18 protein-coding genes and 1 tRNA gene are annotated in these 18,738 nt (G+C 70.0%); 6 read left to right on the forward strand and 13 right to left on the reverse strand.

From position 1 onward, the window contains the following. Positions 1–37 precede the first annotated feature (37 nt). The 8 genes from AX769_RS12355 to AX769_RS12390 form a co-directional block, all read right to left on the reverse strand. The gene (locus AX769_RS12355; protein ID WP_066283622.1) at positions 38–2,554 is read right to left on the reverse strand and encodes an RNA helicase; all 2,517 of its coding nucleotides are present in this window, start codon (positions 2,552–2,554) and stop codon (positions 38–40) included. Between the two features lie 10 nt (positions 2,555–2,564). Next, on the reverse strand, positions 2,565–3,329 hold the full coding sequence (tatC, locus tag AX769_RS12360) for a twin-arginine translocase subunit TatC (protein WP_066283625.1): 765 nt from the start codon (positions 3,327–3,329) through the stop codon (positions 2,565–2,567). A 133-nt stretch (positions 3,330–3,462) separates the two neighbouring features. Further along, positions 3,463–4,434 (reverse strand): YafY family protein, encoded by a 972-nt coding sequence (locus AX769_RS12365; RefSeq protein WP_066279725.1) that lies wholly within the window; start codon positions 4,432–4,434, stop codon positions 3,463–3,465. Next, complete coding sequence (locus tag AX769_RS12370; RefSeq protein ID WP_066279728.1) at positions 4,427–5,464, reverse strand: YafY family protein; 1,038 nt, start codon at positions 5,462–5,464, stop codon at positions 4,427–4,429. Before AX769_RS12370 ends, AX769_RS12365 begins: the two co-directional genes overlap by 8 nt. Before the next feature lie 66 nt (positions 5,465–5,530). Next, positions 5,531–6,460: an FKBP-type peptidyl-prolyl cis-trans isomerase gene (locus AX769_RS12375; RefSeq protein ID WP_066279731.1), complete on the reverse strand. Its 930-nt coding sequence runs from the start codon at positions 6,458–6,460 to the stop codon at positions 5,531–5,533. Positions 6,461–6,554: 94 nt separating this feature from the next. Continuing rightward, a complete protein-coding gene (locus tag AX769_RS12380) occupies positions 6,555–7,517 on the reverse strand; it encodes an FKBP-type peptidyl-prolyl cis-trans isomerase (RefSeq protein ID WP_066279736.1) in 963 nt (320 codons plus the stop codon). Positions 7,518–7,529: 12 nt separating this feature from the next. Next, positions 7,530–8,591 (reverse strand): tRNA (adenine-N1)-methyltransferase, encoded by a 1,062-nt coding sequence (locus AX769_RS12385; protein ID WP_066279738.1) that lies wholly within the window; start codon positions 8,589–8,591, stop codon positions 7,530–7,532. Then, positions 8,588–9,325 (reverse strand): HAD family phosphatase, encoded by a 738-nt coding sequence (locus AX769_RS12390; protein WP_066279741.1) that lies wholly within the window; start codon positions 9,323–9,325, stop codon positions 8,588–8,590. The genes AX769_RS12385 and AX769_RS12390 overlap by 4 nt, the downstream gene beginning before the upstream one ends. Before the next feature lie 102 nt (positions 9,326–9,427). Between AX769_RS12390 and AX769_RS12395 the strand changes: the two genes are divergently transcribed. Next, positions 9,428–10,348 carry a proteasome assembly chaperone family protein gene (locus AX769_RS12395; RefSeq protein ID WP_066279743.1) on the forward strand — a complete coding sequence of 307 codons (921 nt, stop codon included), beginning with the start codon at positions 9,428–9,430 and terminating at the stop codon, positions 10,346–10,348. A gap of 197 nt (positions 10,349–10,545) precedes the next feature. On the opposite strand, the gene AX769_RS12400 is transcribed toward AX769_RS12395, so the two are convergent. Genes AX769_RS12400 through AX769_RS12415 form a run of 4 tightly spaced genes read right to left on the reverse strand, consistent with a single transcriptional unit; the run spans position 10,546 to position 14,562 of the window. Beyond that, positions 10,546–11,109 (reverse strand): (d)CMP kinase, encoded by a 564-nt coding sequence (locus AX769_RS12400; RefSeq protein ID WP_066279745.1) that lies wholly within the window; start codon positions 11,107–11,109, stop codon positions 10,546–10,548. 54 nt (positions 11,110–11,163) lie between these two features. Next, on the reverse strand, positions 11,164–12,408 hold the full coding sequence (gene mshC / locus AX769_RS12405) for a cysteine--1-D-myo-inosityl 2-amino-2-deoxy-alpha-D-glucopyranoside ligase (protein ID WP_066279748.1): 1,245 nt from the start codon (positions 12,406–12,408) through the stop codon (positions 11,164–11,166). After that, the gene (locus AX769_RS12410; RefSeq protein ID WP_066279751.1) at positions 12,408–13,250 is read right to left on the reverse strand and encodes an undecaprenyl-diphosphate phosphatase; all 843 of its coding nucleotides are present in this window, start codon (positions 13,248–13,250) and stop codon (positions 12,408–12,410) included. Before AX769_RS12410 ends, mshC begins: the two co-directional genes overlap by 1 nt. A gap of 16 nt (positions 13,251–13,266) precedes the next feature. Then, entirely contained in the window at positions 13,267–14,562 is a 1,296-nt protein-coding gene (locus AX769_RS12415; protein WP_066283627.1) for a M20/M25/M40 family metallo-hydrolase, read from the reverse strand. Between the two features lie 217 nt (positions 14,563–14,779). Here AX769_RS12415 and AX769_RS12420 point away from each other — a divergent pair. From AX769_RS12420 to AX769_RS12440, 5 genes are all read left to right on the forward strand, one after another. After that, positions 14,780–14,864: transfer RNA gene (locus tag AX769_RS12420), tRNA-Leu, on the forward strand. Positions 14,865–15,081: 217 nt separating this feature from the next. Beyond that, positions 15,082–15,726, forward strand: coding sequence for a class I SAM-dependent methyltransferase (locus tag AX769_RS12425; protein ID WP_204249210.1), 645 nt, complete (start codon positions 15,082–15,084; stop codon positions 15,724–15,726). Between the two features lie 179 nt (positions 15,727–15,905). Then, the gene (locus AX769_RS12430; protein ID WP_066279757.1) at positions 15,906–17,102 is read left to right on the forward strand and encodes an MFS transporter; all 1,197 of its coding nucleotides are present in this window, start codon (positions 15,906–15,908) and stop codon (positions 17,100–17,102) included. A 93-nt stretch (positions 17,103–17,195) separates the two neighbouring features. After that, positions 17,196–17,747 (forward strand): GNAT family N-acetyltransferase, encoded by a 552-nt coding sequence (locus AX769_RS12435; protein ID WP_204249211.1) that lies wholly within the window; start codon positions 17,196–17,198, stop codon positions 17,745–17,747. Then, on the forward strand, positions 17,744–18,187 hold the full coding sequence (locus AX769_RS12440) for an NUDIX hydrolase (RefSeq protein ID WP_066279759.1): 444 nt from the start codon (positions 17,744–17,746) through the stop codon (positions 18,185–18,187). The genes AX769_RS12435 and AX769_RS12440 overlap by 4 nt, the downstream gene beginning before the upstream one ends. 363 nt (positions 18,188–18,550) lie before the next feature. Here AX769_RS12440 and AX769_RS24010 read toward each other — a convergent pair whose 3' ends face one another. Continuing rightward, positions 18,551–18,733 carry a hypothetical protein gene (locus AX769_RS24010; RefSeq protein ID WP_157887609.1) on the reverse strand — a complete coding sequence of 61 codons (183 nt, stop codon included), beginning with the start codon at positions 18,731–18,733 and terminating at the stop codon, positions 18,551–18,553. Positions 18,734–18,738 lie beyond the last annotated feature (5 nt).

The following is an 18,738-nucleotide window of genomic DNA, read 5'->3' on the forward strand; positions in this document are numbered from 1 at the left end:
TTGTAGGCGAGCGACCTGTCACCGGCGTCGGAGAGCGTCACACCGCGCTGTACGCGACGATGCCGCGCCGCACCGCGTCGAGAGCTCTGCGTGCGACCGGCCCGACGGGCGGGTCGGCCACGACGGAGAGCTGGTCGAGGAGGTCGATAGTCTGTTTCGTCCAACGCACGAAGTCGCCGGCGGCGAGATCGGCGTCGTCGAGCACGGAGTCGAGGTCGGCCCCGCGTGCCCAGCGGTGCATCGCGAGGGCGAGGCCCGGCGACGGCTGCAGGGTGCCCGGCAGGCGGTGCGACTGCTCGAGGTCGTCGAGCTCGCTCCAGATCGTCTGCGTGCGGTCGAGAGCCGTGCGGTACTCGCCGCGCGGCAGGTAGCGTTCGGCGAGCATTCCCTCGTCGCGCCGCGGCTCGTAGACGAGGGTCGCGGCCATGGCGGCCAACGACGGGACGTCGAGCTGGTTCCAGACGCCGCGGCGCAGGCACTCGGCGACGAGGAGGTCGCGGTCGCCGTAGATGCGGCGGAGAGCCCGACCGGGTGTCGCGACGTCGACCTCGGCCGTGCGCGACACCGACGACGAGTCGTAGGTGGCCTCTTCGGCGGCGTTCGAGCCGTCGCGGGGCACGAGGTAGCCGAGATCGAGCAGCACGTCGGTGACGCGGTCGAAGATCTTGGCGACAGCGCCCGTGCGGCTGCGGATCTGTGCCGACAGTTGGTCGGTCTGCTTCTTGAGCTTCAGCCAGCGCTCGGCCCAACGGGCGTGCTGCTCGCGCTCGGGGCACTCGTTGCAGGGGTGGGAGCGCAGCTGGCGGCGCAGCGAGGTGATCTTCTGCTGGCGTTTGTCGCGCTCGCCCCGGCTCTGCAGCTCGGCGCGCGAAGCCCCTTGCTTTTCGAGGTCGGTGATCTGCTGCCGCAGCTCGATGTACTCGCCGAAGTCGCCGAGGTGGCACTGCATCGACTTCGCGTAGCCGTCGAGCGACTGCTGCTGGGTGCGCACCTTGCGGGCGAGGTCGACGACGGCGCGGTCGGCCTGGAACTGCGCGAACGACGTCTCGAGCACCTCGCGGGTGCGCGACCGGCCGAACTGCTCGATCAGGTTGACTGCCATGTTGTAAGTGGGCCGGAAGCTGGAGTTGAGCGGGTAGGTGCGGCGCGACGCGAGCGCGGCCACGGCCTGGGGGTCGAGACCCTGCGCCCACTGGATGACGGAGTGGCCCTCGATGTCGATGCCGCGACGGCCGGCGCGCCCGGTGAGTTGGGTGTACTCCCCCGGCGTGATCGGCACGCGCGCTTCGCCGTTGAACTTCTCGAGCTTCTCGAGCACGACCGAGCGAGCGGGCATGTTGATTCCGAGCGCCAGCGTCTCGGTGGCGAAGACAGCCTTCACGAGCTTCCGCTGGAACAGGATCTCGACGACTTCTTTGAACGCCGGCAGGAGGCCTGCGTGGTGCGCGGCGACGCCCCGCTCGAGGCCCTCGACCCACTCGTAGTAGCCGAGCACGGCGAGATCCTCGTCGCGGAGGGTGCGACAGTGCTCGTCGACGACCTCTCGGATCTCGGCGCGGTCGGCCGCGCTCGTGAGGCGGATGCCGCTCCGCAGCACCTGCCGCACAGCCTGATCGCAGCCGACGCGGCTGAAGACGAAGAAGATGGCGGGCAGCAGCTGCATGCCGTCGAGCATGTCGACGATCTTCCAGCGGTCCATCCGGCCGGGGTTGCCCTGGGCGTGCGGGGTGGGTCGCGACCCTCCGCGCTGGCCCTTGTAGCCGTGCGATCCGGCGCCGGGCCGCCCGCCGCCGCTGCGCCCCTGAGGGCGGCGCCCGAGCGACGCGGCTCGGACCAGCTCGGGGTTGACCCGGTTGGTGGCGGCCTGGCCGCTCGAGTCGAACAGGTCGAGGAACTTCGACCCGACGAGCACGTGCTGCTGCAGCGGCACCGGGCGCTCTTCCGACACGATCACGTCGGTCTCGCCGCGCACGGCCATCAGCCAGTCGCCGAACTCCTCGGCGTTCGACACCGTCGCCGACAGCGACACCATCCGCACGTCGAGGGGCAGGTGGATGATCACTTCCTCCCAGACGGCGCCGCGGAAGCGATCGCCCAAGAAGTGCACCTCGTCCAGGACGACGTAGCGCAGGTCTTCGAGCAGGTCGGAACCCGCGTAGAGCATGTTGCGGAGCACCTCGGTGGTCATCACGACGATGCGCGCCCGCGAGTTGACGTTCGTGTCGCCGGTGAGGAGGCCGACCTCGGAGGCGCCGTACTCGGCGACGAGCTCTTGGAACTTCTGGTTGCTGAGCGCCTTCATCGGCGCCGTGTAGAAGACCTTGTCGCGGGCGTCCTGCATCGCGAGGTGGATGGCGAACTCGGCGACGAGCGTCTTGCCGGCCCCGGTGGGGGCGGCGACCAGCACGCTGCGGCCCTGCTCGACGACCTCGCACGCCGCGATCTGGAACGGGTCGAGGGCGAACCCCAGGCGCGACCGGAACGACTGCAGCTGCGGCGTCCTGCTGCGATTGCGGGAGGCGGCGAACCGCTCGGCGGGAGACGGTTCGCTAATGCTCACTCAGCTATTCTCCCGCGAGTTCGGCGTCGAGCTCGGCATCCATGGCAGCGACACGCTTGGCGACGCGCCGATCGTGCAGCCAGGTGACGCCGCAGGCGACCACGTAGAGGAACGTCATGGGCACGGCCAGGATCAGCATCGAGATGACGTCGGCCGACGGGGTGACGATCGCCGAGAAGAGGCAGATCAAGATGACGGCGATGCGCCAGCCCTTGATGATCGCCGCGGCCGAGATGAAGCCGATGAAGTTGAACATCACCAGGAAGACCGGCAGGACGAACGCGACGCCGACGGCCAGCACCAGCTTCAAGACGAAGTTGTAGTACGTCTTCGCGTCGATGATGCTGGAGTCTTGGCGCGAGATGAACGACGTCATCACCTCGACGATGTGCGGCAGCACGTAGTAGCCGGCGGCGCAGCCGATCAGGAAGAGCGGGACGGCGGTGAGGAAGAAGCCGAGGGCGTAGATCTTCTCTTTGCGAAGGAGCGCCGGGATGATGAAGGCCCAGATCTGGTAGAGCCACACCGGGCACGAGATGATGACGCCGACGGTGATGGTGATCTGCAGCTTGAGGTCGAAGGCGCCGGTGATGTTCGAGTAGTTGAGCGAGGCGCGCCGCTCACCCCCGGCGATCGCGAGCACCGGGGCCCGCAGGGCGTCGAGCACGTACGTCGAGAGGAACCAGCCGGCGACGCTGGCCAGCAGGATCGCGAGGGCGGCGATGAAGAGGCGCTTGCGCAACTCGATGAAGTGGGCGCCGAGCGACATGCGCCCCTCGCGGTCGCGCTGTTTGCGAGAGCCTCGGGCCTCGGCAGCGTCGGGCAGGTCGGTCGTGGCCACGATCGATGCCTCCTTGCTCATCGGGAATGGTCAAGTGTAACTCGACGGAAGGCCGAAGAGGTCAGGAGTAGAGCCGGGATGCGCGAGACGCCCAGTCGGCGACCGCGGCCCGTGCACTGGGCGGCTCGACGACGACCGCGCGGCCGGGAAGACCCGCCACGAGCCGGGCGAGCGAGCCGAACTGGTTGACGCGCAGTCGCATCCTGCATCGCCCCGGGCCTGCCGGCTCGACGTCGTCGGGCGCGTAGTCGGCGAGCAGCGACGAGGCCGCCTGGTCGATCTCGACGGTGACGACGACGTCGTCGGGCGAGCCCTCGAAGAGCTTCTCGGGCAGGCTCACGTCCGAGGCACGGTGGGTGATCGCGGCGTCGCTCACGGCGGCGCCCGAGATGCGGTCGAGGCGGAAGGTGCGGACCGCCTCGCGCAGGTGGTCGTAGCCGCGCAGGTACCAGTCGGCGTCGACCGACTCGACGCGCAGCGGGTCGACGCGGCGGCGCTCGGACTGCCCGCGCACGCCCGAGTAGTCGAACTCGATCTGCACGCCCTCCTCGACGGCGCGGCGGACGAGCGAGAGCAGCTCGTTCGTCTCGGAGTTCTCGACGGCGACCTGGCTCGGCGCTGACGACGCGCCCCGTGACAGCTTCGACTGCAGCGAGGCGATGGCCTGCCGGTCGGCGTTCTCGGGCAGCGACGACAGGTACTGAAGGCCGGCGATGAGGGCGGCCGCCTCGCGGGCCGAGAACCGCGGTGAGTCGTCGATGGCGACCAGATTGGTGAGCACGATCACGTCGTTCTGCTCGAAGTCGTCCCAGGCGATGTCGAACAGGTCACCGTGCTGATACTGCGTGGTCTCGCCGGGGATGCCCGAGACGGCGATCAGCTCGACCGCGCCGCGGATCTGCTTCTCGAGCACGCCGAAGTGTGCGGCCGCCTCGGCGACGCTCACGCTGCCGCGGTCCATCAGGTAGGGCACGAGCGAGAGGAGGAACGCCAGTTTGTCTTGGGCGCCCGGCGCGGGGGTGCGGTCAGCCACGAGACCTGCCTTCGTCGATGTCGCTGGCTAGGGGCGCAGGATCCTGATGGTCGTCGACCAGCGCAGCCAGACGCGCCCTCACCAGCGAGACGATCTCGGGCGGGCTCGTGACGACGACCTCCGGCCCGAACGAGGCCAGCTCGTCGGCCAGCAGGTGCCGGTCGGACCAGTGGATTTCGAGCTCGGTGTCGCTCGTGCGGACCGTGCCTCGTCTCTTGAGCAACCGCGTCTCGGCGTCGGAGTTCGCGACGACCTGGACGCGGGTCGTCTGCCCCTCCCACAGCGACTCGAGGTCGGCGAGCGACCTGTCGGCTGTCGCCTCGGCCGGCGTCTCGACGATGCGGTTCGTGATGGTGACGGGCGAGACGATGCGCGAGAGCAGGAAGGTGCGCCAGCCGCCGGTGTCGGGGTCGATGGCGGGGCACATCCACCGGCCCTGGAACTGCACCAGGGCGTAGGGCACGACGGTGCGCGCGCGGGGCCTGTCTTCGCCGGGCTTGAGGTAGTCGAAGGTGACGACGGCCGATCGGTCGAGGGCGGTGCGCAAGGGCTCGAACGCGGCGTCGCGCGAGTGGATGCGCGGGGCGTAGTCGAGCTCGGGCACCGGGGTGGCGCCGCCGAGGCTGCGGAGCTTGAGCAGGGCGCGGCGAGACTCGCCCGACAGCGTGCCCTCACGCCAGACCATCGCGGCGAGGGTGAGCAGCGCCGTCTCTTCGGACGAGAACGCGATGTCGTCGGGCAGCTCGTAGGCGCCGCGCGGGATGCGGTAGCGGAGATTCTGGTTGTTGCCCGAGGCGCCGGGCTCTTCGATCGTCTCCAGCGGCACGCCGAGCTCGCGGATGTCGTCTTTGTCGCGCTCGAACTGGCGCTCGAGGGCGGCGTTGTCGCCCTGCGACCAGCGCTGGCGGTAGCCCTGCACCGTCGAGAGGATCTCGGTCTTGGTCAGGCCGGTGTCGGTCGCGAGCAGCGCGAGGACGAGGCTGAAGAGCCTCTCTTCGACGGGGATTCGCGGGGCGCGGGCAGCGGGCACGACGACGATCCTAGAGGACCGTCGAGGCGCGCAGGGCGCCTACGGGGCGGGTGGTGCCGGAGCCGGTCAGAGCGAGCCCAGCACGTCGAACACGTAGATCAGGGCCGAGCCGCCGGTCGCGCTCGACGCGGGCAGGACCACCATGACCTGGGAGCCCACGGGCTGGCCGACGAGACCCTTGCGGACCGACGCGGGGATCTGCGTCGAGTTGAGGGGCACGACCGTGGCCGACTTGCCGTCCGTCCAGGTCGAGGCCTTGACGGTCGGCTTGGCGACCCAGTCGACCGCCGTGAACTCGACGATGGCCTGGTCCTTGGCGGTCAGCGTGTGGCCGGACCCCTTGCGGATGACCTGGATCTTCTCGCTGGTGGGCGCCGCGGTGTCGGGCACGCTGATGCCGGGGGCGCCGCTCGCGGCGGTCACGACGGCGGGCATGTTGTTGACGCCCGGCTCGAGGCGGCCGTTGGATTTCGGCAGGAACGCCTTGACCACGTCGATGACGGCGACGTAGGCCGGGCCCGACTTGCCGTTCGGCTTGGGCGCGGTGCCCGACGTCGAGGTGAGCTCGCTGGCCTTGACGGCGACGGCGAGGCGCGATCCGACCTGCGCGCAGGTGAGCGCGGCGACGAGGGGGCCGCCCTGCGTGGCGCCGATGGTGATCGGGGTGGTCGGTGTGCCGTACGACGACGCCGAGACCGCCTTGCCGGTCGCGCCCGAGTAGATCGTGTACTTGATCAGGGTCGGCGTGCCCTCGGTGAGGGTCTGGCCGTGGCCCTGGATCAGGGTCGACACCTCGGTCTTCTTCGTGTTGATCGGGGTGGGGATCGAGACCTTCGTGGGCTTCTTGCCGAACTCGCCCTTGGCAGTCACGACGTTCGACGCGTCGCCCGAAGCGGGAGCCGTGCAACCGGCAGCGCCGGGGGCGGAGCTCGTCGAGCAGGCGGTCAGCGACGCCAGGAGCCCGGCGACAACGATCAGCGCGGGGAGCTTGCGCACGAATCCTCTTTTCTTCACAACAACGAGCCCGATCAGCCTACTGGCTGGAGGGAGGGCGGCAGGACTCCACGGAGCCTCCGCGGCAGGATGCGGGTCAGCCGACCTTGCCGAGGATGTCCACGACGAACACCAGGCTCGAGTTCGCGGGGATGCCAGTCTGCGCGGTGGCGCCGTAGCCCTCGGCCGGCGGCACGACGAGCAGCACCTGGCTGCCGGCGGTCTTGCCGGCGAGGCCGTCGACCCAGCCGTTGATGAGTTGGCCCTGCGTCAGGCTGCCGACGAACGGCTGGCCACGCGTCCACGACGAGTCGAAGACCTTGCCGTTCGAGTAGAGCGCCCCGGTGTACTCCATCATCAGAGTGTCGCCGGCCTTGACCTTCGCTCCGGTGCCCTTGATCAGAGTCGTCGACTCGAGCTTGGTGGGGGCCTTGGCGCCCTTCGGCACGGTGATCGTGGGGGCGCCGTTCTTGCCGAGCTTGACGGTCGGCTGGCCCGCGACGGGCTTCTCGGTCGTGCCGGTGGCGCGGCCCGGGAAGGCCTTCAGGATGTCGGCGACGAAGACGACGCTGTCGGTGGCACCGATCTTGTAGCTCGAGATGCCCTTGCCGTTGGTGCTGTCCTTCGCGCTGCCCGCGACCGCGATCCGGTCGCCGACGTGAGAGCAGGTCAGACCCTTGCTGAGCGCCGAGAGGTTCGCCGAGGGGCCGGCGACGAGGTAGGTGCCCGAGCCGGTGTAGTCGGTGGCGGTCGCCTTCTTGCCGGTCTTGCCGTCGTAGAGGCTGACCTGGAAGATCACCGGCTCGCCCTTGGTGATGAGCTTGCCCTTGCCCTTGACGAGGGTGGTCTTCTCGCTCGTCTTGGTCGACAGGCCCTTGTCGAAGGTCACCTTCGGCGCCTTGCCGACCGCGCCGGTCGCCTTGATCGAGTTCGAGGCCGAGCCGGACGACATGCTGGTGCAGCCCTCGGCCGAGTTCGACGACGACGAGCAGCCCGCCAGCGAGAGCGAGACGAGAGCGCCGACGGCGGCGGCGACCGCGAGGGCCTTGGTCAACTTCATTCTGGGCACGTGTCAGTCCTGTTCGGTGGTGGTCGTGTCGATTGTCTCGATGGCCTCGGCTGGTGGGGCCGGGTCGGGGTCTGCGAAGCGCGCGTCTCCGCGCACGGCCTTGGCCGCTGCATCCTGCGCCTGCCTCGCGGTCTTCCGCAGCTTCTTGTCGCTGGCGCGGCGGTCGCCGACGGCTCCCGGGGTCCAGAGCTCGACGTCTTCGTCAGTGAAGTCGGACTTCGAGGCGCGGCGCTTCAACTGTGGCAGCACGGCGTTCGGGGCCAGGCGCCGAGCCGTCATGAGGAAGCCGGTATGGGCGATCATGCGGTGGTCCGGGCGCACGGCGAGGCCCTCGACGTGCCACGAGCGCACGAGCGTCTCGGACGAGTCGGGCTCGGTGAAGAGGGCCGAGTCGCGGAAGGCCTCGGCTGTGCGCGAGAGCTGCGTGACGGTGGCGATGTAGCAGACCACGAGCCCGCCCGGCTTCAGGGCCTCGGCGGTCGCGTCGACGCACTCCCACGGGGCGAGCATGTCGAGCACCACACGGTCGGCTTCGCCCGCGGGGATCACGTTCGGCAGCTCGTCGACGAGGTCGCCGACCGTGACCGTCCAGTTGGAGGGCTCGGCGCCGAGGAAGCTCGTGACGTTGCCGATGGCGACGTCGGCGAACTCCTGCCGGCGCTCGAACGACGCCAGGCGCCCTTCGGGCCCGACGCCGCGCAGCAGCGACAGCGAGAGCGCACCCGAGCCGACGCCGGCCTCGACGACCGTGGCACCCGGGAAGATGTCGGCGAACGTGACGATCATCGCCGCGTCCTTCGGGTAGACGATCGCGGCGCCGCGAGGCATCGACATGACGAAGTCGGCCAGCAGCGGCCGCAGCGCGAGGTACTCGTCGCCGGTCGACGCGATCAGCACCGAGCCGTCCGGCTGGTCGACGACGTCGTCGTGCCTGATGATGCCGCGGTGCGTGTGGAACTCTCCGCCGGGCTGCAGCGTGATCGTGTGCATGCGGCCCTTCGGGCCGGTCAGCTGCACCTTGTCGCCGTAGAGGAAGGGGCCGCTCTGGCGCCGATAGCCGCTCACTCGGCGGCCTCCGGCAGCGCCTGGAGCTCACGACCGGATCGCAGGATGCCACGGAGATCGTCGAGAGACAGACCCACCAGCGTGTCGCGGCGGAGGTAGCCGGAGTCGGAGTCGAGCGGCGTGAGGTGCTCCACCCCGATCGTCACCGCACCCGACGCCACGGCCGAGGCGACGCCCGTCGGGCTGTCCTCGATGGCGATCGAGTCGGAGATGTCGACGCCGAGCAGGCGGGCACCGGTGAGATAGGGCTCGGGGTGCGGCTTGGCGTGCTCGACCTGGTCGCCGGCGACGATGACGTCGAATGCCTCGAAGCCGGTCGACGCGGCGATCTCCTCGGCCATGCGGCGGAACGACATCGTGACGAGCGCCGTTTTGACGCCGGCGTCGCGCACCTCGCGCAGCAGCTCGCGCGCGCCCGGGCGCCAGGGCAGGTGGGCGCGGATGCCCTTCAGCACGTCGTCGGTCATCCGGTCGATGATCTCCTGGCCGGAGAGCTTGACGCCGTGGTTCTGCAGCACCTCGGCCGAATGCCAGAGACCCGAACCGATCAGCGAGTCGCCGTCTTCGCGGCTCCACTCGCCGCCGAACTCGGCCACGAGACGGATCTGCGACTCCTGCCAGTAGGGCTCGGTGTCGACGAGAGTGCCGTCCATGTCCCAGAGCACCGCCGCCGGGAGCGGCAGGGCGGCAGAGGGCTCCGAAGGCGATGCGGGGGCCGGAATGGATTCGGTCACGACGCACGAGTCTATGGCAGGCGGCTCTCACGCGCCTTGCCACGGTCTATCGTTGAGGGTCAGCGCGAGCCGAAAGGCCGCTCGCGCAGTGAGGATGCCAGCTTGTCGCCCCAGTCACGTTTTGCTGAAGGTCGGCTGCTCGTCGTCGCGTTCGAGGGCTGGAACGACGCGGGCGAGGCGGCCAGCAATGTAGCGCGCTCGCTCGTCGACTCGCTCGAGATGACCACGCTCGCCGAGCTCGACGGCGAGGCCTACATCGACTTCCAGTTCAACCGGCCCCAGGCAGCGCACGACGACGAGGGCAACGCGACCCTCGAATGGCCCCGCATCCTGCTGCACGGCACGCCGGCCGTCGCCTCACCAGTCGCCGACGTCGACGGCTCGATCGTCGCCGACGACGGCCCCGCCGACGGGGGCCTGCTCGTGCTGCTCGGTGCCGAGCCGTCGCGCAGCTGGCGCAGCTTCGCCAGCGAGATCGTCGACCTCGTCGATGTGCACGACGTCACGGGCGCGATCTTCCTCGGCGCCATGCTCGCCGACGTGCCGCACACCCGGCCGATCTCGATGTACGTCGGCAGCGAGAACGCCGACCTGCGCGCTGAATACGACGTCGAGCGCTCGTCCTACGAGGGCCCCGTCGGCATCCTGTCGGTGCTTTCGCAGGCCCTCGAGTCCGCAGGCATCCCCACCCTGTCGATCTGGGCGTCGGTGCCGCACTACGTGCACAACGCTCCGTCGCCCAAGGCGTCGCTCGCGATCCTCGAGAAGGTCGAAGAGCTCACCGGAATCGAGATCCCCCGCGGCGACCTCGTCGAAGAGGCTGCGGCCTGGGAGTCGGGCATCGACTCGCTCGCCGCCGACGACGAAGACATGGCCGGCTACATCGAGCAGCTCGAGCAGGCGCGCGACACCGTCGACTCGCCCGAGGCCTCCGGCGAAGCCATCGCGCAGGAGTTCGAGCGCTACCTGCGCCGCCGCGACGGCAAGTCGGGCGACGATCCCTGGCGGCCGCCCTCGGCGTAGCGGTGGCGGCCTTCCGCCGCTCGGGCTTTCGTCTCGAGTTCGTGATGTGCCCGCGTGATCGCGCGGGCGGCGGCGGAACTGGCGGGCAACGGTGGCGGCCGCCATTTGTCCTGGCCGCCCATTCGCGGCCTGCCCGCGCGATCGTACGGCCCAAGGCAGAACTGCCGGGCGGATCGCCCCGCCGGGAGATCCGCCGCCTACTCGCCGCGGTGCGTGCCGATGCCGAACACGAACTGCTCGACCTCGCGCGGTGTCGTCAGGTGCACCACCTGCAGATGCGGGTGGTCGCGTTCGAGTCGCTCGCCGAGGCCGTCGAGCGAGTGCCGCTGGCGGATCGACCACCGGATGATCTGGTCGGGGTCGGTGAAGAAGTCTTTCAGCGGGCCCTCGACGTTGCCGCTCCACAGCGGCGTGCGACGGATGCGTCGGCGGATCGTGCGCCCGGTGACCCGGCCCAGCGTCGTCCGGTACGGCAGGTCGAGCCACACGAGGGTGTCGGCGCGCTCGGCGATGAGCTCGCGCTGCGAGGTGTACTGCCACTCGATCACCCAGCGGTCGCCGCTCGTGGCGGCGTCGACGTCGGCGGCGAACCCCTCGCGCTCCGTCCAGTTCGGCCCGTGGTAGAGCGAGTCGATCTCGGTGTAGGGCAGCTGAAGGATGCGAGACAGGCGCCTCGCGAGCGTCGACTTCCCGGCCCCGGAGACACCCGCGATCGCGATCCGACGGGGTGTGATGGGGAGGGCGTCGAGCGGTCCGAGCATCCGGCCAGCCTATGGCCGCGGCGGGTTTGTCCCAAAACCTGGGGGCACAGGCTGTCAGCGCAGAGGGATACCGAGGAGGGCGTCGACGGCGTCGACGTCGACCGTGGTCGGCGTCGCGCCCGACTGCACCGCGGTCTCGACGAGTGCGACCGCGGCAGGCGTGTCGAGGTCGTCGGCGAGAGCTGCTCGCAGCCCGTCGAGCAGTGACGTCGAAGCCGTGCCGGCCACTGCACCCGCCGCCCACTCCGCCCAGTGCGACAGCCGAGCGATGGCCCCGTACACGTCGTCGTCGAACCACTCCCAGTCGCTGCGGTAGTGGTGCGACAGCAGCGCGAGCCGGATGGCGCGGGGATCGATTTCGGAGGCGATGAGCTCGGAGACCTTCACGAGGTTGCCCAGCGACTTCGACATCTTCTCGCCCTGGTAGGCGACCATGCCGGCGTGCGCATAGTGCGAGGCGAACGGTTCGCCGGTGAGAGCCGTCGCGTGCCCGGCGCTCATCTCGTGGTGAGGGAAGACGAGGTCGCTGCCGCCGCCCTGAACGGACAGGGGCAGGGTCAGGTGGTCGCGCGCGATGACGGTGCACTCGATGTGCCAGCCGGGGCGACCCGATCCTGCAGCCCCAGGCCACGAGGGCTCGCCGTCGCGAGCCGAGCGCCAGAGCAGCGGGTCGAGCTCGTTGCGCTTGCCGATGCGGTCGGGGTCGCCGCCGCGCTCGCTGAAGAAGTGCATCATCGTGGCGGCGTCCAGGCGGCTCTCGATGCCGAGGTGCCACGACGTGTCGCGGGCTGCGCGATCGACGTCGAAGTAGACGTCGTCGCCAGCCGAGGAGTCGAGGGTCTCGACGCGATACGCGAAGCCCGCCTCGAGGAGCACCGCGACGGCTTCGCCGATCGGCGACACCATGTCGGTGACGGCGATGTAGTGGTCGGGCGGGATCACTCGCAGGTGCTGCATGTCCGAGCGGAAGAGGTCGGTCTGCGACTCGGCGAGCTCGCGCCAGTCGACGTTCGTCGCCGCGGCCCGTTCGAGCAGCGGGTCGTCGACGTCGGTGGTGTTCTGCGCGTAGGCGACCTCGACTCCGGCGTCGCGCCACACGCGGTTGAGCGTGTCGAACGCGAGGTAGGTGTTGGCGTGGCCGAGGTGGGTCGCGTCGTAGGGGGTGATGCCGCAGACGTAGAGCTGAGCGCCGTTCGTCACGTCGGTCGGGCGAGCGTCCCCCGTGGCGGTGTCGTACAGGGTGGGGATGGCGCCGACGCCGGGGAGAGACGGGACGGATGGTGTGGCCCACGATCGCATCAGCCGATCACTCCGATTCCGAGCAGGACGAACAGCACGATGCCGAGCAGTATGCGGTAGACGACGAACGGCATGAACGAGCGCTTCGAGATGTAGTTCATGAAGAACGCGATCACGACGAAGCCGACGACGAAGGCGACGACGGTCGCCGCTCCGGTGTCGGCCCACGAGTACGGGTTGTGCGCGTGCGAGTGGATCGCCTGGTAGGCCTCGAAGAGCCCCGAGCCGAACACCGCGGGGATCGCCAGCAGGAACGAGAAGCGTGCGGCGGCCGGGCGGGTGTAGCCGAGGGCGAGGCCGGCGGAGGTGGTGGCGCCCGAGCGAGAGACACCGGGGACGAGAGCCAGTACCTGGGCGATGCCGATCAGGATGCCGTGCCCCCAGGTCAACTTCTCGAATCCTGCGACCTTGCGGCCGTAGATGTCGGTGGCCCCCAGGATCACGCCGAACACGACGAACACGGTGGCGAGCAGCCACAGCGACCGGAAGTCGGTGGCGATCAGGTCTTGCGTCAGCACGCCGACGATGAGGATCGGGAAGGTGCCGATGATCACCAGCCAGCCCATGCGCACGTCGGGATCACGACGGTCGAAGCGCCCGAACAGCGCCAGGAACCAGCGCACGACGATGCGCTTGACATCGCCCCAGAAGTAGATCAGCACCGCGAGCTCGGTGCCGAGCTGGATGATCGCGGTGAAGGCCGCACCCGGGTCGAACTCCTTGCCCGCGGCGTGCGGGAAGAACAGGGCGACGAGCCGGATGTGCGCGCTCGACGAGATCGGCAGGAACTCGGTCAGACCCTGGACGAGGCCGAGGAGGAGTGCCTGGAGGAAATGTTCCACGTGCGTCAAGGGCCTCTCAGTAGGTGCTCAACAGGTCGCGGAGCACGCGACTGCCGAAGGTTAGCGCGTCGAGCGGCACTCGCTCGTCGACCCCGTGGAACATGGCGGGGAAGTCCATCTCTTCGGGCAGGCGCAGCGGCGCGAAGCCGTACCCCTTGATGCCGAGGAGGCTCAGCGCCTTGTTGTCGGTGCCGCCGCTCAGGAGGTAGGGCAGCACGGGCGCGCCCGGGTCGTGCCGGTCGAGCGTGCTCTTGATCGAGTCGACGAGCGGGCCGCCGAACTCGGTCTCGAGCCCGATGTCGGTGTGCATCGTGACGATCTCGATGTCGTCGGCGATCAGATCCTGCACCTGCGCGAGAACGGTCGCCTCGTCACCCGGCATGCACCGGATGTCGACGAGCGCCTCGGCCGTGTCGGGCACGACGTTGTGCTTGTAGCCGGCGACCAGCTGCGTGGGGTTGGTGGTGACGCGGAGGCTGCCGCGGATGAAGCCGGACGCGGTGCCCGTCTTGAGCACCAGCTCGTCGGGGCTCGTGCGCTCGGGGTCGACCTCGAGGATCTTCGCGACCTCGCGCAGGAGGCCGGTGGTCGTCTCGGTGAGGGCGACCGGCCACTCCTGGCGGCCGAGCGTGGCGACGGCTTCGGCGAGCTTCGTCACCGCGTTGTCCGTGATCATCTGCGAACCGTGGCCCGCAGTGCCGCGCGCGATGAGCTTGATCCAGATGAGGGCCTTCTCGCCCGTCTGCAGGAGGTAGGCGCGCTTGCCGTCGATGAAGGTCGAGTAGCCGCCGACCTCGCTGATCGCCTCGCCCATCCCGTCGAACAGCTCGGGGTGGTTCTTGACCAGGTAGTGCGAGCCGAGCACTCCCCCGGCCTCCTCGTCGGCGAGGAAGCCGAGCACGAGGTTGCGGGCCGGCTTCTCACCCGCGCGCAGGATGTCGCCGACGCTGGTCAGCATCATGGCGTCCATGTTCTTCATGTCGACGGCGCCGCGACCCCACAGCATGCCGTCTTTGACCTCGCCGCCGAACGGATCGACAGTCCAGTTCGCAGGATCCGCGGGCACCACGTCGAGGTGGCCGTGCACGACGAGCCCCGCCTTGTCGGGGTCGCGCCCCTCGACCTTCGCCAGCACGCTGTGGCGGCCCGGCTCCGACTCGAACATCAGCGGCTCGAGCCCGAGGTCTTCGAGCTTCGCCGCGACGTACTCGGCCGCGTCGGTCTCGCCGTTCGACTTGCCGCCCCCGTAGTTGGTCGTGTCGAACCGGATGAGCTCCTGGGCGATCCGTGCTGTCTCGTCGAGATCGGTCATGTCGACCACGCTACCGGCTCGGTGCTGGGTCTCTCGTCGCGGGCCTCGGTTCGGCGTCGCGACACCCCTCGTTCCGGACGACCTTCCAGCGCCGCGGCGCAAGGGCCTTGGCCGGGACCGAGGGTGTCGCCCCGGCACCGCCGAGGGGGCTGCCCGTGTCTGAGCAGGGGCTCGAGTCGTGCTAATGTCTTCCAGGCGGTTACGCCGCACAACACTCGTCCGGGTGGCGGAAATGGCAGACGCGCTAGCTTGAGGTGCTAGTGCCCGTATAGGGCGTGGGGGTTCAAGTCCCCCCTCGGACACACTGGTTGAGACAGTTGCGAAGGCCCCGGTTCACGCCGGGGCCTTCGTGTGCGTCTGGCGCCCTTCCCTCGCCGACGCACCTCCGACCAGACCGGATTGAGCCCTGATGGCCGCGGGATCCGTCGGATCAAAGGTGCCTCGGCGATGCCGCGGTCAGGCGTGTCCGCGGCGCGTCCGGGCGAGGGATCCTGCCTGCCGGCGCGGTAGCGTCGAGGCGTGAGCGACGACGACCTGGCGCAGACGAGGGCCGCCTACGACACGGTGGCCGCGAGCTACGCGCAGCTGTTGCCCGACGTGGCGTTCGAGGCTCCCCTCGACCTCGCCATGATCGCCGATTTCGTCGAGGAGTTGCCACGGGGCGCCCAGGTGCTGGACGCAGGATGCGGGGCGGGCAGGATGCTCACGCTCCTCGCCGACCTCGAGCCGTCCCTCGTGCTGACGGGGGCCGATCTCTCGCCGGGCATGGTCGCGCAGGCCCGGTCCTCGCATCCGGGTGTAGCGATGATCGAGGCCGCGAATGCCTCTCTCCCTTTCCCTGATGGGGAGTTCGACGGGATCCTCGCCTGGTACTCGATCATTCACACGCAGCCGGGCGAGCTCGGCCCGGTCGTCAGCGAGTTCCGGCGTGTGCTGCGGTCGGGCGGAGTGGTGCTTCTCGGGTTCCAGGCGGGGACTGGCGTGCACGAGCGCAGCGGCGCTTACGGCCACGAGGTCGGTCTCCTCCGCAGTTACCTGCACGAGACGGATGCCGTAGCCACGCGGCTGGAAAGGTCGGGCTTCCGCATCCTGGCCCGCCTCGATCGTGCCGCGCGCCCCTCGGAGAAGGACGGCCAAGGGTTCGTGTTGGCTCAGGCGTACTGACCCAGGGCGCGAGGTGCGGCGGTTGCCGCGAGCCGCTCGTGGCCGATAGCGTGGCCGCGATGTCCGAACTCCGGGGATAGGCCGACGAGCGCGCGCCGCGTGCGTGCGCTCGTCGTCGACCCCTTTTCGCAGCCGCCCCGATCGAGACCTTCTCGGGGCGCCTGACCCTGGAGCCTTTCATGACCCGCCCCACCCGGGCGGTGAGTTACAGCGCCGTCCTCCGCCTGCCCGGAGCCCTGCGCACGTTCTCCGCCGCCCTCATCGGTCGCCTCTCGTACGCGACCGTCTCCCTTGCGCTCCTGCTGACCGTGCAGCGCGCCACCCACTCGTTCGCCGACGCCGGCACTGCGCTCGGGGTCTACGCCCTCGCCAGTCTGTCCATGCCCGCGAAGGCCCGACTCATCGACCGCTTCGGCCGGCGACGCATGCTGCCGCTCTTCGGATCCGGGTTCGCGGTCGCGTTCGCCGCGCTCGCAGCAGTCGCCCGAGGAGGACTGCATCAGGGGGCCCTCCTGCTCGCCCTGTCGGCTCTGGCCGGCCTGTGCGCTCCCCCGCTCGGGCCTTCCATGCGGGCGATGTGGGCCGAGCTGACCCCGGATCCTGCGGCTCGACTGCGCGCCTACAGCCTCGACGGCATCGTCGAGGAGGCGCTCTACGCCGTCGGGCCGCTCGTCGTCGGCGGCGTCGTCGCGATCTCGAGCCCGGCGACGGCCCTGCTGCTGAGCGCGGGCGTCAACCTCGTCGGCTCGGTCGGAATGGCGTTCTCGACGGCGGCCCGCAGCGCGAGCGGCCCGGCTCCCTCCCTCTCACGGGCGGCAGGATCGGGGGTGCTCGGGTCGCCGGCGTTTCTCCTGTTGGCCGCCTCGGTGCTCGCTCTCGGGCTCGGAACGGGCCCGGTCGAGGTCGCCGTCACCGCCGTGAGTCAGGAGGCGGGGCGGGGCGACGCCGTCGGGATCCTGTTCGCCGCGGTGTCGGTGGGCGGCGCCGCCGGTGGTCTCGGCTGGGGTCGGCTACCGCATCGCTCTTCTGCAGGTGTGCAGCTCGCCGTTCTCGTCGCCGTGGCCGCCGCTGCCGAGCTCGCGGCGGCATTCGCGCCGACGCTGCTGTCTCTCGGCGCCGTTCTGGTGGTGCTCGGGGCGGCGATGACGCCGGCGATCGTCGTCGCGTACGTCGCGTCGGATCACTTCGTCCCCGACGCCAGACGGGCCGAGGCGAGCACGTGGATCGGCACGGCCACCAACGTGGGCGTCGCTGCGGGTGCGGCGCTCGCCGGAGTCGCCGTCGACCATGTCGACCCGCGGCTGGCCCTCATCGTCGGCGCCTGCGTGCTGCTCGCGGCGGTCGCCCCGGCACTGCTCGTCCGTAGGCGATCGTGAACCTCGAAACCGACAGGATTCGGGGCAGATCCTGTCCGGTTGGAGGTTCAGGCCGGCGCGCGCGGGGATCCTGCGGCGGCTAGCCTCGCAGACATGGGCGGTGGCGACGACGGAGCGCAGGCGGGCGCCGTGCGGCTTCGGCCTCTCCTGCGGGAGGACGCGGCGCGCATCCACGAGTGGGCGTCGCAGCCGACCGCGTGCCGGTTTCAGCCGTGGGGGCCGAACTCGCCCGCCGAGACGGAGGTGTTCGTCGACGGCGCGGTCGCGGCCTGGGAGCAGGGGCCTCAGATGCGCTGGGTGTGGGCCGCCGCCGCCGCTGACACGGTCGTCGGCATCGGCGAGGTGCAGCGCAAGGAGGTCGACGCGGCCGAGATCTCGTACGCCGTGCACATCGACCTCTGGGGCCGTGGCATCGCGACGTGCATCGGGCGGCTGCTGGTCGCGTGGGCGCTCGAGAACCTCGACGTCGGCAGGATCACCGCCACCTGCGACCCACGCAACGTCGCGTCCGAGCACGTGCTGAGGGGTCTCGGCATGCAGCTCGAGCGCACCGAGAGTCACAGCCTAATGCTGCGCGACGGCTGGCGCGACTCGTACGTGTTCTCCCTCGCCCGGCGCGAGTGGTCGGCGAGGATGGAGGAATGAAGAGAATCGCGGGCCGCGTCATCTTGCTGCACGACGATTCGGTGCTGCTGATGCGGGGCGGTGACCCGGCCAGGCCGGAGGCCGGCGAGTGGCTGTTCACGATCGGCGGCGGGTGCGAGCCCGGCGAGACCACGGCCGAGGCAGCCAGGCGCGAGGCGTTCGAGGAGGCGGGTGTGCGCCTTTCGGTCGACCTCGGGCCCGTCGTGCTGCGGCGCGAGATCGAGTTCCCGTTCAACGGCGACGTACTCGAGCAGTCGGAGGAGTACTACCTCTGCCGGGTGACCGACACCTCGATCGACTCGTCCGGCTGGACGGACCTCGAGCGCGCCAGCATCAGCGGTGTCGCCTGGTGGCCTCTCGACGAGCTGCGCGCAACAACCCTCCCGGTCTTCCCCGATGGCCTCGTCGCCCTGGTCGACGCCGCGCTCGCCGCCGGCTGATCCCGGCCCGCGGCCGCGCGCCGCGCCGTGCGTCGACGCACCTCGGATCAGACCGATTCGTGCCTTCGAGGCCGCTGATCCTGTCCGATCGGTGGTGCCTCGGCGATCGGTGACGGCAGTGACCGACGACCTGGACGACATGCTCACGGCTTTGCTGGCGGGGCTTCCGACCGACGGGCGAGTGCTGCTGGCGATCGACGGCGTCGACGGCAGCGGTAAGAGCACGTTCGCGGCAGCGCTCGCCGGCCGGGTGTCGAGGCGGCCCGCGGTCGTCATCCACGTCGACGACTTCCTGAACCCGTCGGCGGTCCGTCACCGGTGCGGCCGCGGCTCGCCCGAAGGGTTCTGGCTCGACACCTATGACTACGACGCGTTTCGGTCGTCCGTGCTCGAGCCGCTCGGGGCCGGCGGGAGTGGCGTGTACCGGGCGTCCTCCTTCGACGCCTTCTCCGGCTCGTCGGCGCCGGGGCCGGTCGAGCGGGCCGCCGACGACGCGCTCGTCATCGTCGAGGGGATGTTCCTGCACCGCGACGAGCTGGTGGGCACGTGGG

Origin of the sequence: Frondihabitans sp. PAMC 28766 (genome assembly GCF_001577365.1) — a bacterium.
Classification (GTDB): Bacteria; Actinomycetota; Actinomycetes; order Actinomycetales; family Microbacteriaceae; genus Frondihabitans.